Here is a 16,683-nt window from a genome sequence, read left to right as displayed (position 1 = left end):
CCCGACCCGACGAAAGCAGGTGGACCATGAGCGACGACCAGATCCGGTACCTCCTCCGGCGGGTCACCGCCGAGCTGCACGAGACCCGCGAGCAGCTTCGGGTCTCCCGCGAGGCCCGGCACGAGCCGCTGGCGATCGTGGGCATGGCCTGCCGCTTTCCCGGCGGGGTGCGCTCCGCGGCGGACCTGTGGGAGCTGGTGCGCTCCGGACGGGACGCGATCGACGAGTTCCCCTCCGACCGCGGCTGGAACGTCGACGAGCTGTACGACCCCGACCCTGACGCGACCGGGAAGTCCTACGCCCGCCACGGTGGCTTCCTGGCCGACGCGGGCGGTTTCGACGCCGAGTTCTTCGGCATCTCCCCCCGCGAGGCGCTGGCCATCGACCCGCAGCAGCGGCTGCTGCTGGAGACGAGCTGGGAGGCGTTCGAGCGGGCTGGCATCGACCCGACCACCCTGCGTGGCAGCCGCACCGCCGTGTTCGCCGGGACGAACGGGCAGGACTACGCCGCCGGGGTCAAGGCCCCCGGGGCGACCCCGCCGCCCGAACTCGAGGCATACCTGGGCCTGGGCAGCCTCGGCAGTGTGCTGTCCGGCCGGGTCTCCTACACGTTCGGCTTCGAGGGACCGTCGGTCACCGTCGACACCGCCTGCTCGTCCGCGCTCGTCGCCCTGCACCTGGCCGCCCAGGCCCTGCGGGGCGGCGAGGCCGATCTGGCGCTCGCCGGCGGGGTGACGGTGATGTCCTCGCCCGCCGCGTTCATCGAGTTCTCCCGCCAGCGTGGACTCGCCCCCGACGGGCGATGCAAGGCGTTCTCCTCCGCCGCTGACGGCACCAGCTGGGCGGAAGGCGCCGGGGTGCTGCTCGTCGAGCGGCTGGGCGACGCCCAGCGCAACGGACACCCCGTCCTCGCCATCGTCCGCGGCACAGCCGTCAACTCCGATGGTGCCTCCAACGGCCTGACCGCCCCCAACGGGCCCTCGCAGCAACGCGTCATCCGCGCCGCTCTCGCCGCCGCCCGCCTGCGCCCCACGCAGGTCGACGCGGTTGAGGCCCACGGCACCGGCACGTCGCTGGGCGACCCCATCGAGGCGCACGCACTGCTGACCACCTACGGCCGCAACCGGCCGGCCGGCCGACCGCTCTACCTCGGCTCGGTCAAGTCGAACATCGGCCACACCCAGGCCGCCGCCGGTGCCGCCGGCATCATCAAGATCGTCGAGGCGATCCGGGCCGGTGAGTTGCCGCCGACCCTGCACGTCGACGAGCCGTCGACGCGGGTGGACTGGTCCGTCGGTGAGGTCGCGGTGCTCACCGCGACCCGGGCCTGGCCGCAGACGGGCGAACCGCGCCGCGCCGGTGTCTCCGCGTTCGGCGTCAGCGGCACGAACGCCCACGTCATCCTGGAACAGGCTCCGGCGCCGACAGCGCCGGCCGCCGAGCCGACCGCGGGGCAGAGCGCCGGCGGCACCACGCTCGCCGGACCGGCGCTGGTGGCGCTGTCGGCCCGCTCCGCCGAGGTGCTACGCGAGCAGGCCCGCCAGCTCGCCAGCCACCTGCGGTCCCGGCCCCGGACCCGACTGACCGACCCGGGCGACGGCGGGCTGGCGGACGGCGGGCCGGACGAGCGCGCGGTGCGCCGGCTGGCGGCGGCCCTGGCGACCCGGACCACGTTCACCCACCGCGCCGTCGCCCTTGCCACCGAACCCGACGAGCTGCTGGCCGCGCTGGACCGACTCGCCGACGGACGAGCCGACGCCCGGGTCATCACCGCGACGGCCACCGGCGGACCGCTCGCGTTCCTGTTCTCCGGCCAGGGCAGCCAGCGCCCCCGGATGGGCGAGGGCCTCCACGCCACCCACCCGGTCTACCGGGCCGCCCTGGACGAGGTCGCCGCCGCGCTCGATCCGCATCTCGACCGGCCGCTGCTGTCCGTGCTGCACGCCGATCCGGACGGGCCCGACGCCGACCTGATCCACCACACCCGCTGGACCCAGCCGACCCTGTTCGCCCTGCAGGTCGCCCTCTACCGCACGGTCGTCTCGCACGGGGTCACCCCGGCCTACCTGATCGGCCACTCGCTCGGGGAGATCACCGCGGCCCACGTCGCCGGCGTGCTCAGCCTGCCCGACGCGGCCCGGCTGGTCGCCACCCGGGCGCGGCTGCTCGGCAGCCTGCCCGCCGGCGGCGGGATGCTCACGGTGCACGCCGACGAGTCGACCACCCGCGAGCTCCTGGGTGAGGTCGTCCGGGCTGGGCACAGCACCCCGGCCGACAACGGCGCCCGGCCTTCCGGCCCTGCTGACATCGGCCCCGCTGACGCCGGCCCTGCCGACGCCGGCCTCCGTGACGTGGATGTGGCGGCCGTCAACAGCCCCGACAACACTGTTCTCGCCGGGCCCGTCGGCGCCCTCGATCTCCTGGCCGAGGCCGCCACCGTCCGCGGGATCAGAACGCGGCGGCTTACCGTCAGCCACGCCTTCCACAGCGCGCTGACCACCCCGATCCTGGCCGACTTCCACGCCGCCGCGGCGGCCGTCGCCTACCAGGCCCCCACCATCCCGGTGATCAGCAACGTGACGGGAACGCTCGCCTCCGCCGACCAGCTCACCTCGGCGGACTACTGGACCGACCATCTCCGCCACGCCGTCCGGTTCGCCGACGGTGTCACCGCCCTCGCCGACCTCGGGGTGACCACGTACCTCGAGCTCGGCCCGGATACCAGCCTGACCACCCTGACCACCCAGACCCTCGCCCGCGACGCCTCCCCCGGCGTCAGCCCGGACGGCGCCGTCGGCCCGGCCAGTGCCGCCGACCCGGCCCGCGCCGGTGCTCCGATCACCATCCCAACCCTGCGCCGTTCGCTGCCCGCGACCACGACGCTGGCCGCCGCCCTGGCCGCCCTGCACGTCCATGGCCACACGCCCACCGGCACCACCCTCACTCTCCCCGCCGCTCGCGTGCACAACGACTCCGCCGACACCGCCGACACCGCCGACACCGGCACCACCGGCGCCACGGAAGCCGACGGCCAGGCAGCGCGGCGCCTCGCCGCCGACCTGCCGACCTACCCGTTCCAGCACCAGCGCTTCTGGCTGGACAGCACCGTGCGTGGCACCGGCGACCTATCCCGGGCGGGCCTGCGCGCGGCCGGCCATCCGCTGCTCGCGGCCACCGTCCGGCTCGCCGCCGAGGACACCGTGGTGCTGACCGGCCAGCTGTCGCTGGCCACCTCCCCCTGGCTCGCCGACCACACGGTGCACGGCTCGGTCGTACTGCCCGGCACCGCGTACGTCGAGCTCGCGCTGCGGGCCGGCGACGAGCTCGGCGCCGACCTGCTCGACGACCTCGTCGTCGAGACGCCGCTGGTGCTACCCGAGCGGGCGACGGTGGCGATCCAGGTCACCGTCGGTGCCCCGGACGAGTCCGGTCGCCGTCCCGTCAGTGTGCATTCGCGCCTGGACGGCGGTGCGCCCTCGCGCCTGGACGGCGGTGCCCATTCGCGCCTGGACGGCGGTGCGCCGTCCCGATCGGACGGCGAGCAGCCGGAGGGTGACCTGCTGGCCGACGACGTCGCGGACCCGGTGGGGATCCACACCGGATCGGTGACCGAGACCTGGATCCGGCACGCCGTCGGCGCGTTGTGGTCCGCCCCGCCCCCGCTGCCCACCCCCACAACGGGGGCGGGTGCGTCCGGAGCCTGGCCGCCCGGCGACTCCGAGGTCTGGCCGCCCGAGGGAACGGTCGCGGTGGATCTCGACGCCGGTTATGACACTCTCGCCGCGTCCGGCCTCGCCTACGGCCCCGTCTTCCAGGGCCTGCGTGCCGCCTGGCGGGACGGCGACACCCTCTACGCCGAGATCAGCCTGGCTGACGGCACAGACGCAGACACCGGGACCGGCGCCGCCGCGGCCGGCTTCGGCATTCACCCGGCCCTGCTCGACGCCGCCCTCCACGCGGCCGCGCTGCACCGCCTGCCGGACGTGCCGGACGGCCACAGCCGACTGCCGTTCGCCTGGACCGGCGTACGCCTGCACGCCACCGGCGCGGCGGCCCTGCGCGTCCGCCTCGCCCTGCGCGGGCCGGACGAGGTCTCCCTGCACGCCACCGACCCGGCGGGCAGCCCCGTCATCACGGTCGACTCCCTGGTGTCCCGGCTGGTGTCCGGCGCGCAGGTGGCGGCGCACCGGCGCGACGGCGCGGCCGGCGCGCGGCCCGACGCCCTCTACCAGCTCGCCTGGTCGCCGCTACCGTCCGCGTCCACATCGACGTCCAGGCCCGCGGGCGAGACGGCCGGATCCGGGGTGAGCTGGGCGGTGCTGGGCGAGGATGTGGGTGCGCCGGCCACGGCGCTGACCACCGTGTTCGGCACCACGCTCGCTGCCTCTCTGGCCACCGGGCTGGGCGAGGCGGGCGTCGAGGTGCTGTCCGCGCCTGACCTGCCGGCGCTGCGGCGCACAGCCGCGCAGCGGGCACCGGAGATCGTGCTGGCGCCCGTGGCACCCCGATCGTCCAGCGCGGCCGAGATCCCGGCCTTGGCCCGCGGCACCACGGCCGATGTCCTGGCACTGCTCCAGGACTGGCTGGGCGACAACGACTGGCAGGACGCGACCCTCGTCGTGGTCACGGGGGGCGCGGTGAGCGTTGCCGGCGAGGCGGTGGATCTCACCACCGCCGCCCTCACCGGCCTGGTGCGCACCGCTGCCACGGAGAACCCGGGACGCTTCCTGCTCGTCGACACCGACGACGACCCGGCCAGCCTCGCCGCTCTGCCCGGCGCCGTCACCGCGGCGCGAAGCGGTGACGAACCGCAGGTGGCCATCCGGGCGGGAGTCGCCCACGCGCCACGGCTGACCATCGCCGAAGACGCCGTCCTCGCCGGCGACGCTGGACACGCCGACAGGTCCACCCCCGCGGCCGGCTGGGACCTCGATCCGGACGGCACTGTGCTCATCACCGGCGGGCTGGGCACCCTGGCCCGTCATCTGGCCCGCCACCTCGTCACCCGCCACGGCGCCCGCCACCTGCACCTGGTCAGCCGCCAGGGCCCCGACCACCCGGACGCGGGCCTGGTCCGCGCCGAACTCGCGGCGCTCGGGGCCAGCGTCACCCTCGCCGCCACCGACATCACCGACCGCGACGCCCTCGCCGCGTCGCTCGCCGCCATCCCGCCCGCGCACCCGCTCACCGCCGTCATCCACACCGCCGGCACCACCCACGACACCACCCTCGCCGGGCTCACACCCGACCGGCTCGACACCGTACTCGCCCCCAAGATCGACGGCGCCTGGAACCTGCACGAAGCCACCCGCGACCTCACCACCGTGCGCGCCTTCATCCTCTACAGCTCCCTGGCCGGCCTCACCGGCAACGCCGGCCAAGCCAACTACGCCGCCGCCAACACCTTCCTCGACGCCCTCGCCCACCACCGCCACACCCACCACCTCCCCGCCACAAGCCTCGCCTGGGGCCTCTGGCACGACACCAGCACCCTCACCGCCGCCCTCGGCGACACCGATCTCGGGCGCATTTCGCGCGCCGGCGTGCGCCCGCTGACCACCGAGACCGGCCTGCGCCTGTTCGACGAGGCGGGCGCCCAGCCCGCCGACGCCGTGCTCGCCCCCGTGCATCTGGACCTCGCGGCCCTGCGCGCCCGGGCGGCCCGGCACGGCGTCCTGCCGTTGCTGCGCGGCCTGGTCCCCCCGGCCCGGCGCGCGGTGGCGGCCGGGGCGCCCAGGCGGTCCGCGGGCACATCCGCGCTGGCGGGCCGGCTCTCGGGCCTCGCCGCGGCGGAGGCGACGGCACTGCTGGTCGAGCTGGTGCGGACCGAGGTGGCCGGGGTCCTCGGGCACGCCGGCCCCGCCGCGGTGCCGGCCGACCGGGCCTTCTCCACCCTCGGGCTGGACTCGCTGACCGCCATCGAGCTGCGCAACCGGCTGAACGAGGCCAGCGGCCTGCGGCTGCCCGCCACCCTCACCTTCGATCATCCGAACCCCGCCGCCGTCGCCGACCTGCTGCGCACCGAACTGCTCGGGGCCTCGCCGGCCCGCGCGGACGGCGAGGCGACCCGCCGGGCGCGGCCTCGCGACGACGAGCCGATCGCGATCGTGGGAATGGCCTGCCGGCTACCCGGCGGCGTCAGCACCCCCGAGCAGCTCTGGGAGCTGGTCGCCAGCGGCACCGACGCGATCAGCGAGTTCCCGGTGAACCGCGGCTGGGACGTCGAGGAACTGTACGACCCGGATCCGGACGCGACCGGCCGGTCCTACACCCGCCACGGCGGCTTCCTGCACGACGCCGCCGACTTCGACGCCGAGTTCTTCGGCCTCGCCCCCCGCGACGCGCTGGCCACCGACCCACAGCAGCGGCTGCTGCTCGAGATCTCCTGGGAGGCCATCGAACGCGCGGGCATCGACCCGACCGCGCTACGCGGCTCGAACACCGGCGTCTACGCCGGCGTGATGTACCACGACTACCTGCAGCGGGTGTATGCGGTGCCGGCGGAGTTGGAAGGGCATCTCGGCAACGGCAACGCCGGGGCGATCGCCACCGGCCGGATCTCCTACACGTTCGGGTTCGAGGGGCCGTCGGTCACCATCGACACCGCCTGCTCGTCGTCGCTGGTCGCCGTGCACCTGGCGGCCCAGGCCCTGCGCGGCGGCGAGACCGATCTGGCCCTGGCCGGCGGCGTCGCGCTGATGGCCTCCCCGGCGGCGTTCATCGACTTCTCCCGCCAGCGGGGCCTCGCCCCCGACGGCCGGTGCAAGGCCTTCTCCGCCGACGCCGACGGCACCGGCTGGGCCGAAGGCGCCACCATGATCCTGCTCGAACGGCTCAGTGACGCCCGCGCCAAGGGCCATCGGGTGCTCGCCGTCGTCCGGGGCAGCGCCGTGAACCAGGATGGCGCGTCCAACGGCCTGACCGCCCCCAACGGGCCCGCCCAGCAGCGCGTCATCCGCACCGCGCTGACCGCGGCCGGGCTCACCCCCGCCGACGTCGACGCCGTCGAGGCGCACGGCACCGGCACGCCGCTCGGCGACCCGATCGAGGCGCAGGCCATCCTCGCCACCTACGGCCAGGACCGGCCCGCCGATCAGCCGGTCTGGCTGGGCAGCCTCAAGTCCAACGTCGGCCACACCCAGGCCGCCGCCGGCACCGCCGGCATCATCAAGACCGTCCTCGCCCTGGCGCACGCCACCCTTCCGCCGACCCTGCACGCCGAGCGGCCCAGCCCGCACGTCGACTGGTCCGCCGGCGCCGTCGCGCTGCTGACCAGCGCCCAGGCCTGGCCGGACACCGGCCGCCCGCGCCGGGCCGCGGTCTCCTCCTTCGGGATCAGCGGCACCAACGCTCACGTCATCATCGAGCAGGGCCCCAACATCGAACAGGGTCCAGCCGCGCCGGCCCCGACCGCACCCGCCGAGGCAGACGCGGGCCGCCCCGACCCGGGGACGGCCGGCGGCGACAGGTCCATCCCGTGGATCCTCTCGGCACGCACCCCGGACGCGCTGCGCGCACAGGCCGACCGGCTGGCCGCCTTCGCCAGCTCGGACGACGCGGCGGGGCTCGACCCGGCGGACATCGGGGACGCGCTCACCCGTCGCACCCGGTTCGAGCAGCGCGCCGTGCTGCTCGCCGCCGACCACGACGGCCTGCATCAGGCGGCGCGCTCGCTGGCCGACGCGTCGGCGAGCGCCCGGGTGGTGCGCGGCGTCGCCGACACCTCGGCGTCCACCGTGTTCGTGTTCCCCGGCCAGGGCAGCCAGTGGCCGGGGATGGCCCGCGAGCTGCTCGCCGCGAGCCCCGTCTTCGCCGAGCACATCGAAGCGGTCGCCGCCGCCCTCGCGCCGCACACCGACTGGAACCTGCTCGACGTCCTGCACGAACGGCCGGACGCGCCCGGCCTGGACCGGGTGGACGTCGTTCAGCCGGCCCTGTTCGCGATGCTGGTCGCGCTGGCGCGGCTCTGGCAACACCACGGCGTCACCCCCAGCGCCGTCGTCGGCCACAGCCAGGGTGAGATCGCCGCCGCGCACATCGCCGGCGCCCTCACCCTCGACGACGCCGCCCGCATCGTCGCCCTTCGCAGCCGGGCGATCACCACGATCGGCACCCCGGGCGCGATGGCCTCGATCAACCTGCCCGCCGCGGAGATCACGACGCGGCTCACCCCGGGCCTGTCGGTGGCGGCGGTCAACAGCCCGGCGACCACCATCGTCGCCGGGGACGCGGCCGAGCTGACCGCTCTGCTCAGCGAGGTGCGCGCCGAGGATGTCCGCACCCGCGCGCTGCCCGTCACCTACGCCTCGCACTCGCCGCACGTCGAGGCGATCCGCGCCGACCTGATCGCCGCTCTCGGCGAGATCACACCGCGGCCGGCGGCCATCCCCATGCTGTCCACCGTCACCGGTGACTGGATCGATGCCGCGGACCTGACCGCCGACTACTGGTACGCCAACCTGCGCCAGCCCGTCCTGTTCGAACCCGCCGCCCGGGCGCTGCACGGCGCCGGCCACGACCTGTTCCTCGAGATCAGCCCGCATCCCGGCCTCACCACGGCCCTGGCCGAGACCATCGACACGCTCGCGATCGCCGAAACGCTGCGACGCGACGCCGGCGGGCTGGCCACGTTCCACCGGGCACTCGCCGAGGCCTGGGTGCGGGGCGCGCCGGTCGACTGGCAGACCGTTCTCGTCGGCGAGACACCCGGCACCACCACACTCGGCACCACAACACTCGGCGGCACAGAACTCGGCGGCACAGCACTCGACTCCGGGGCACGGCACCCGGTACGGCGACAGGTCAGCCTGCCGACGTACGCCTTCCAGCGCCGCCGCTACTGGCTGGAGGCGACGCCGCTGCGGGTGGTCGACGGCGAGCTCGTCGCCAGCGCGGCCACGACGGCGGCGCTGGCGGGACTGAGCGCCGCCGCCACGGGGCCGAGCCTGGCCGAACGGCTCGCTTCGCTGGACCCGGCCGAACGCGACGAGCTGCTGCTCGACGTCGTGCGGGCCGAGACGGCGGTGGTACTCGGGTACGACAGCCCGGCGACGGTCGGCGCCACCCGCGCCTTCCGTGACCTGGGACTCACCTCGCTGACCGCCGTCGACCTGCGCAATCGGCTGAACACCGCGACCGGGCTCACCCTGCCGGCCACCCTGGTGTTCGACCATCCGACGCCCGTCGCGATCGCCGCGTTCCTCGCCGAAGAGCTGGGTTCCGCCGCCTCCCCTGACGGCTCAGGGCGCGTCTCGTCCCCCTCGCGGGCCCTGGACCAGCTCGAAGCGGCGCTGGAAGCCACCGGCGGCGACAACAGCGACACCGCGCGGGCCGTCCTGCGGCTGCGGGCGCTGCTCGACCGGTGGGGGGATGTCGGCGGCGGCGCCGAGCTGTCCGTCGACGACACCCTCGACGGCCCGCTCGACCTCGACTCGGCCAGCGACGACGAGCTGTTCGCCCTGGTCGACAACAACAGCACCGAGTCCCTCTGACCGCGCTCGCCCGCCTCGCCCTTCCGCTGCCCTTCCGCTGCCCTTTCCGCCCACACTCCGCAAGGGAGCCACTGGCCATGGCCGATGACGCCAAGCTTCGCGAATACCTCAAGCGGGCGCTCGGTGACGCGCGCGCGGCGCAGAAGCGCCTGCGTGAGGTCGAGTCCAGCCGGCGGGAGCCGATCGCGATCGTGAGCATGGCCTGCCGGCTGCCCGGCGCCGTGCGCACCCCGGAGGACCTGTGGGACCTGGTCGTCGATGAACGGGACGCGATCAGCGAGTTCCCCACCGACCGCGGCTGGGCGGTCGACGACCTCTACGATCCCGACCCGGGCGCGCCCGGCAAGTCCTACACCCGGCACGGCGGTTTCCTGCACGACGCCGCCGAGTTCGACCCGGAGTTCTTCGGCATCTCCCCCCGCGAGGCGGTGGCCATCGACCCGCAGCAGCGGCTGCTGCTGGAGACGAGCTGGGAGGCGTTCGAGCGGGCCGGCATCGACCCGACCACCCTGCGCGGCAGCCGCACCGCCGTGTTCGCCGGCATCGCCGGGCAGGACTACGCCTCCCGCCTGCACCAGATCCCCGACGAGCTGGAGGCCTACACGGCCCTCGGCACGCTCGGCAGTGTGCTGTCCGGCCGGGTGTCCTACACGTTCGGCTTCGAGGGACCGTCGGTCACCGTCGACACCGCCTGCTCGTCCGCGCTCGTCGCCCTGCACCTGGCCGCCCAGGCCCTGCGCAGCGGCGAGGCCGATCTGGCGCTGGCCAGCGGGGTCGCGGTGATGTCGTCACCGGCGCCGTTCGTCGAGTTCTCCCGCCAGCGTGGCCTGTCCGCGGACGGACGGTGCAAGGCATTCGCCGCCACGGCGGACGGCACCGGCTGGTCCGAGGGCATCGGCGTGCTGCTCGTCGAGCGGCTCAGCGACGCCCAGCGGGCCGGGCACCCCGTCCTCGCCGTGCTGCGGGGCAGCGCCGTCAACTCCGACGGCGCCTCCAACGGCCTGACCGCCCCCAACGGACCCGCCCAGCAACGCGTCATCCGCGCCGCCCTCGCCAGCGCCCGGCTCGCCCCGGGTGACGTCGACGCGGTCGAGGCGCACGGCACCGGCACCTCGCTCGGCGATCCGATCGAGGCGCAGGCCATCCTCGCCACCTACGGGCAGGCCCGGCCCGCCGACAGACCCCTGTGGCTGGGCAGCCTGAAGTCCAACATCGGCCACACCCAGGCCGCCGCCGGAGCGGCGGGCGCGATCAAGGCCGTGTTCGCCCTGCGCCACGGCTTTCTGCCCCGCACCCTGCACATCGACGAGCCGACCCCCCACGTCGACTGGACGGCTGGCAGCGTCGAACTGCTCCGCGAGGGCCGCCCCTGGCCACAGACGGACGCTCCCCGGCGGATCGGGATCTCGGCGTTCGGAGTCAGCGGCACCAACGCCCACATCATCCTGGAGCAGGCCCCCGCGGTACCCGGCCTGACCACGGCAACCGGCGACCCGACCACCGCGGATTCCGACCCGGCCACGGGCGTCGGCCCGGCCGCGGCGAACGTCGCGGAGACGCCGGTGCTCGTACCGCTGTCGGCGCGCTCCGTACCCGCGCTGCACGACCAGGCCCGACGACTGGCCAGCCACCTGCGTGACACCCGACCCGACCGGCCCGCCGTCGACGAACCCGTCGACGACCACATCCGGATCGAGCTGCTGGCGGCGGCGCTCGCGACCCGCACCGTCTTCCCACACCGTGCCGTCGCCCTGGCCACCGACCAGACCGGCCTGCTCGACGCCCTCGACGCACTCGCCGACGGCCGGCGCCACCAGGACGTGATCACCGGGACCGAGACCGGCGGACCACTGGCCTTCCTGTTCTCCGGCCAGGGCAGCCAGCGCCCCCGCATGGGCCACGGCCTCTACCTGACCCACCCGGTCTACCAGGCCGCGCTCGACGAGGTCGCCGCCGAGCTCGACCCGTACCTGGACCAGCCGCTACTCTCGGTGCTGCACGCCGAACCCGACAGCCCCGACGCCGAGCTGATCCATCAGACCGAGTGGACCCAGCCCACCCTGTTCGCACTGCAGGTGGCGCTCTACCGGACCCTGGCGTTCCACGGCATCACCCCGGACCACCTGATCGGCCACAGCCTCGGCGAGATCACCGCCGCTCACCTCGCCGGGGTGTTCACCCTGGCCGACGCGGCCCGGCTCGTCGCCACCCGCGCCCGCCTGCTCGGCAGCCTTCCCGCCGGCGGCGGCATGCTCACCGTCCACGCCGACGAGGCCACCACCCGCGCGCTCGTCGAGGAGCTCGGCCGGCGACGCCCCGAGCTCGACCTCGGCCAGATCGACCTCGCCGCGGTCAACAGCCCGTCGAACACCGTCCTCGCCGGCCCCCGCGCCACCCTGGACGCCCTCGCCGAGGCCGCCACCGCCGCCGGCACCAGGACCCGTCACCTCACCGTCAGCCACGCCTTCCACAGCCCGCTGACCGACCCCATCCTCGACGACTTCCACACCACGGCCGCGACCGTCACCTACCACTCCCCCACCATCCCGATCATCTCCAACCTGACCGGCACGCCCGCCACCCCCGAGCAGCTGACCACCCCTGACTACTGGGCCGAGCACGTCCGGCGCACCGTCCGCTTCGCCGCGGGCGTGACCACCCTCGCCGACCTCGGCGTCACCACCTACCTGGAGCTCGGCCCCGACACCACACTGACCAGCCTCGCCACCCAGATCCTCACCACCCGGGCCCCCGTGCCCGCCCGCGCCGGCCAGTCCGATCATGGCAACACCAGCAACACAGACAACCCCAGCAACACGGGTAACACGGGTAACACGGATAACACGGGCAACCCCAGCGGCTCGGGCGACTCCAGCCGCGGCGCCGACGTCCTCTCGCCGACACTCATCCCCACGCTGCGACGTAACCAGCCCGCCACCTCCACCCTGCCGGCCGCCCTCGCCACCCTGCATGCCCACGGCCACACGCCCACCGGCACCGGCCTCACCCCGCCCACCGAGGCCGGCCACGACCCCCGTCCGCTCGCCGCCACCCTGCCCACCTACCCCTTCCAGCGGCAGCGCTTCTGGCTTGAGGAGGCGGCCACGGGTGCGCGGGATGCCGCCGGGCTCGGCCTGGCCACCGCGGGCCATCCCCTGCTCGGCGCGGCCCTGGGGCTCGCCGACCAGGACGGGGTGGTGCTCTCGGGACGGATCTCCCTGGCGACGCAGCCGTGGCTCGCCGACCACGTGGTGCAGGGCAACGTGCTCGTGCCCGGCACGGTCTTCGTCGAGCTGGCTCTGCGCGCCGGAGACGAGCTCGACGTCACGGAGCTCGAGGAGCTCGTCTTCGAGACTCCGCTCCTCCTGCCCGCCCGCGGCGCCGTGGCGCTGCAGGTCAGCGTCGGCGCGCTCGACGACACCGGGCGCCGTCCCGTCGCCGTCCATTCCCGGCCGCAGGACGCGGACGAGCCCGACGCCGAGTGGACCCGGCACGCCAGCGGGCTGTTCATCACCGGTCCGACCGTCAACGGCGAGCCCACCGCCAGCGAGACCACCGCCACCAGCATCGCCGCCACCAGCGCCGGCACCGGCACCGGCACCGGCGATGCCGGACTGGCTCCGGGCGCCCAGGCCGCCTGGCCGCCGCCCGGGGCGGAACCGGTCGCCGAACCGGTCGAGGAGATCTACGCCATCCTGCGTGCCTCCGGGCTGGCCTACGGTCCCGCCTTCCAGGGTCTGCGGGCAGCGTGGCGCGATGGGAACGACCTCTACGCCGAGATCGTCCTGCCCGAGGGGCAGGCAGGTCCGGCGGCGGACTTCGGCGCGCACCCGGCGCTGCTCGATGCGGCCGTGCACCTGTCGGTGTTCCACGGGCTGGCCGACGTGCCGGCCGGGAGCAGCCGGCTGCCCTTCGCCTGGAACGGCGTTCGCCTGTACGCCACCGGCGCCCGCGAGCTGCGGGTCCATCTAGGCGTCCAGGGCAACGACGAGATCTCCCTGCGGGCCACTGATCCCACCGGCGCACCGGTGGTCACCGTGGACGCGCTGCTGGCCCGGGTGGTCTCCGCGAGGCAACTCGCCGCGTCCCGTCGAGCCCGGCGGGACTCCCTGTACCAGCTCAACTGGCCGCCGCTGCGGCGGATCCCACCCGCGCCGACGGCATCCGCCTGGGCGGTCGTCGGCGACGAGACGGCCGCCGCGCTCCCGGCGGTGCTCGGCGGGGATGTCCAGAGCACCGACGTCCAGAGCACCGACGTCCAGGGCGTCACCGTGACCACCTACCCCGATCTTGCCGCCCTCGGCTCGGCCCTCGAGTCCGGCACGGCCGCCCCCGACCTGGTCCTCGTCTCGGCCACCGCCAGCGCCACCGCCAGCGCCGGTGCCGGTGCCGGTGCCGGTGCCAGCGACGGTGCCAGCGACGGTGGGGACGGCGGCGGGGACAACGGCTACGGCGGAGACGGTCTCGGCCTGCGTCGACCGGACGACGCCGAGAACGATCTCGGGGACGACCACGACGTCGCTGGCGCCGCACGGGCCACGACGGAGCACACGCTGCTTCTGCTGCGGAGCTACCTGGCCGACGCGCGTCTGGAGTCCACCCGCCTTGGGGTACTCACCTTTCGCGCGGTGGGAGTCGGGGACGAACGCGAGCAGGTACTCGGATCTTCCGCCGGGGCCGCGGCGACGGAGGTCGATCTGTCCGCCGCGCCGGTATGGGGACTTGTCCGCAGCGCCCAGGCGGAACACCCCGGCCGCATCCTGCTCGTCGACATCGACCGCGACCCCGCTTCCGCGGCCGCCCTGCCCGCGGCACTCGCCGCCGCTGTCGACCTCGACGAACCGCAGCTCGCCCTGCGGGCCGGCACCGTCCGCACACCCCGACTCGTCCCCGTCACCACGACGACCAGTAACACCACGACGACCAGTGACACCACGACGGCTGGCGACACCACGGCTGGTGACGCCGGGCCGGGCGTCGAGGCGGGCTGGAACCTCGACCGCGCGGGCACGGTCCTGATCTCCGGTGGCTTCGGGACGCTGGCCGGGCATCTCGCCCGCCACCTGGTCGGCCACCATCACATCCGGCATCTGCACCTGACCAGCCGCCAGGGATCCGACCACCCGAACGCGCAGGCGCTGCGCGGTGAGCTCGAGGGACTCGGCGCGACGGTCACGATCACCGCCGCCGATCTCGCCGACCCGGACGCCGTGGCCCGGCTGGTCGCGGCGATCCCCGCCGACCATCCCCTGACCGCCGTCGTCCACGCCGCCGGTACCAGCGATGACGCGGCCCTCACCGGCATCACCCCGGAGCGCCTGCGTGCCGTTCTCACGCCGAAGGTCGACGGCGCCTGGAACCTGCACCACGCCACCCGCGACCTGCCGCTGGGCGCGTTCGTCCTCTACAGTTCCGTCGCCGGACTCACCGGCGGGCCGGGGCAGGCCAGCTACACGGCGGCCAACAGCTTCCTCGACGCCCTCGCCCAGCATCGGCACGCCCTGGGACTGCCCGCCACCAGCCTCGCCTGGGGTCTGTGGGCGGACACCAGCTCCTTCACGGCCGGTCTCGGCGCGGCCGACCAGCGCCGGATCGCGCGCAGCGGACTGCGGGCCCTGCCGGCCGCCGACGCACTCGCGCTGTTCGACGCCGCCGGCGCCCTCGGCCAGCCCCTGGTCGTCCCCGCCGGGCTCGACCTCGGCGGGATCCGGACCCGGGCGGCCTCGGATGTGCCGGTCCCGGCGCTGCTGCGGGACCTGGTCCGCACGGGCCGGCCCTCGGCGCGGCGCCGGGGTGGCGCGGCGAACCGGGCGGCGGGCGGCGACGCGGACGCCGCCGCGCTGCGCGGGCTGCTGGCCGGGGCCACCACCGCGGACCAGCGGGTGGCGGTCCTGCTCGACCACGTCCGGGCCCAGGTCGCGAACGTCCTCGGGCACTCCGGCGTGGAGACGATCGAGGCCGGCCGGGACTTCGGCGAGCTCGGCCTGGACTCGCTGACCGCCGTGGAGCTGCGCAACCGGCTGAACGCGGCCACCGCGCTGCGGCTGCCGGCCACGCTCACCTTCGACCATCCCACCGCCGCGGATCTCGCCGCCTACCTCGCCGAGCAGCTCGCCACGGCACCGCCGACCGTCCCGGCAGGCACGGCAGGCACGGTGCCGGGAGCGGGCGGCCCCGGCACGCCGCAGGACGCGGGGGCTACCGGGATCCGGGTGGTGGGGCCGCAGGAGGGGCCGCTGTCCGCGCTCTACCAGGCACTGTGCGCCCGCGACCAGTTCGGCGCGGCGGCACAGTTGCTGGTCGTCGCGTCCCATCTGCGGCCCACCTTCGACGCCACCGCCGGCGACGCACACACCAAGGCGACGCTTGCGCTCGCCGAGGGGCCGGCCCGGCACCGGCTGATCTGCTTCCCCGCGATGAGCGCGATCTCGGGACCGCACGAGTACGCCCGCCTCGGCACGCTGCTGCGCGGCCAACGGGACGTGTTCGTCCTGCCCTCCCCCGGCTATGCCGAGGACGACCACCTGCCCGCGGACGAGCCCACCTACATCGGCTCGCACGTGCGCGAGGTGACCAGGCTGGCGGGTGACGGCACACCGTTCGTCCTGGTCGGGCGCTCGATGGGTGGCGTCGTCGCCCACGCGGTGGCGGCCGAGCTGGAGAGTGCGGGCGTCCGGCCGGCCGGCCTGATCCTCGTCGACAGCTACCCGCCGGAGAGCGCGGTGCGCGAGGGCATGGCGGACTGGTGGCTGCCCGCGATGATCACGGGAATGCTGGACCGCGTCGAGCGCTACCAGATGGTCTGGAGCGACGCCAGCCTGACCACGATGGGCGCCTACGTGAAGATCTTCGACGGCTGGCAGGCCAAGCCGGTCGAGGCGCCGACCCTGCTCGTCCGGGCGGCCGACCCGCTGCGGCGCACCATCATCGACCCGGACGACCCCACCGGATGGCAGGCGTACTGGGCGACGCCGCACGAGGCCGTGGACGTGCCCGGTGAGCACTTCTCCATCCTCGAGGAGCACTCGCCCACCACGGTCGCGGCGATCACCCGCTTTCTTGATTCCCTTACCTGATCATTTCGTGGGGGGGGGGGGGGGGGGGGGTGGGCCCCCCCCCGGAACCCGCCTGCGGCGGGTGTTCGGGCATCCCTGACGATAGCTTTGGTCAACGAATCTGCATCCCGACAGTC

General features: G+C 74.9%; 2 protein-coding genes. Both read left to right on the top strand.

Going from position 1 to position 16,683, the window contains the following annotated elements; translation table 11 throughout:
* Positions 1-26: 26 nt before the first annotated feature.
* Positions 27-9,491 carry a type I polyketide synthase gene (locus MXD95_RS19095; protein ID WP_250642030.1) on the top strand — a complete coding sequence of 3,155 codons (9,465 nt, stop codon included), beginning with the start codon at positions 27-29 and terminating at the stop codon, positions 9,489-9,491.
* Between the two features lie 77 nt (positions 9,492-9,568).
* Positions 9,569-16,567, top strand: a complete 6,999-nt coding sequence (locus MXD95_RS28605; RefSeq protein WP_285223678.1) for a type I polyketide synthase — start codon at positions 9,569-9,571, stop codon at positions 16,565-16,567.
* Positions 16,568-16,683 lie beyond the last annotated feature (116 nt).

The organism is Frankia sp. AiPa1 (genome assembly GCF_023243075.1).
Lineage (GTDB): Bacteria > Actinomycetota > Actinomycetes > Frankiales > Frankiaceae > Frankia.
This window is presented reverse-complemented; position numbering and strand designations above follow the sequence as displayed.

Coding starts and splice junctions, on each gene's coding strand:
- MXD95_RS28605 (WP_285223678.1), top strand. CDS start 9,569: ATGGCCGATGACGCCAAGCTTCGCGAATACCTCAAGCGGGCGCTCGGT.
- MXD95_RS19095 (WP_250642030.1), top strand. CDS start 27: ATGAGCGACGACCAGATCCGGTACCTCCTCCGGCGGGTCACCGCCGAG.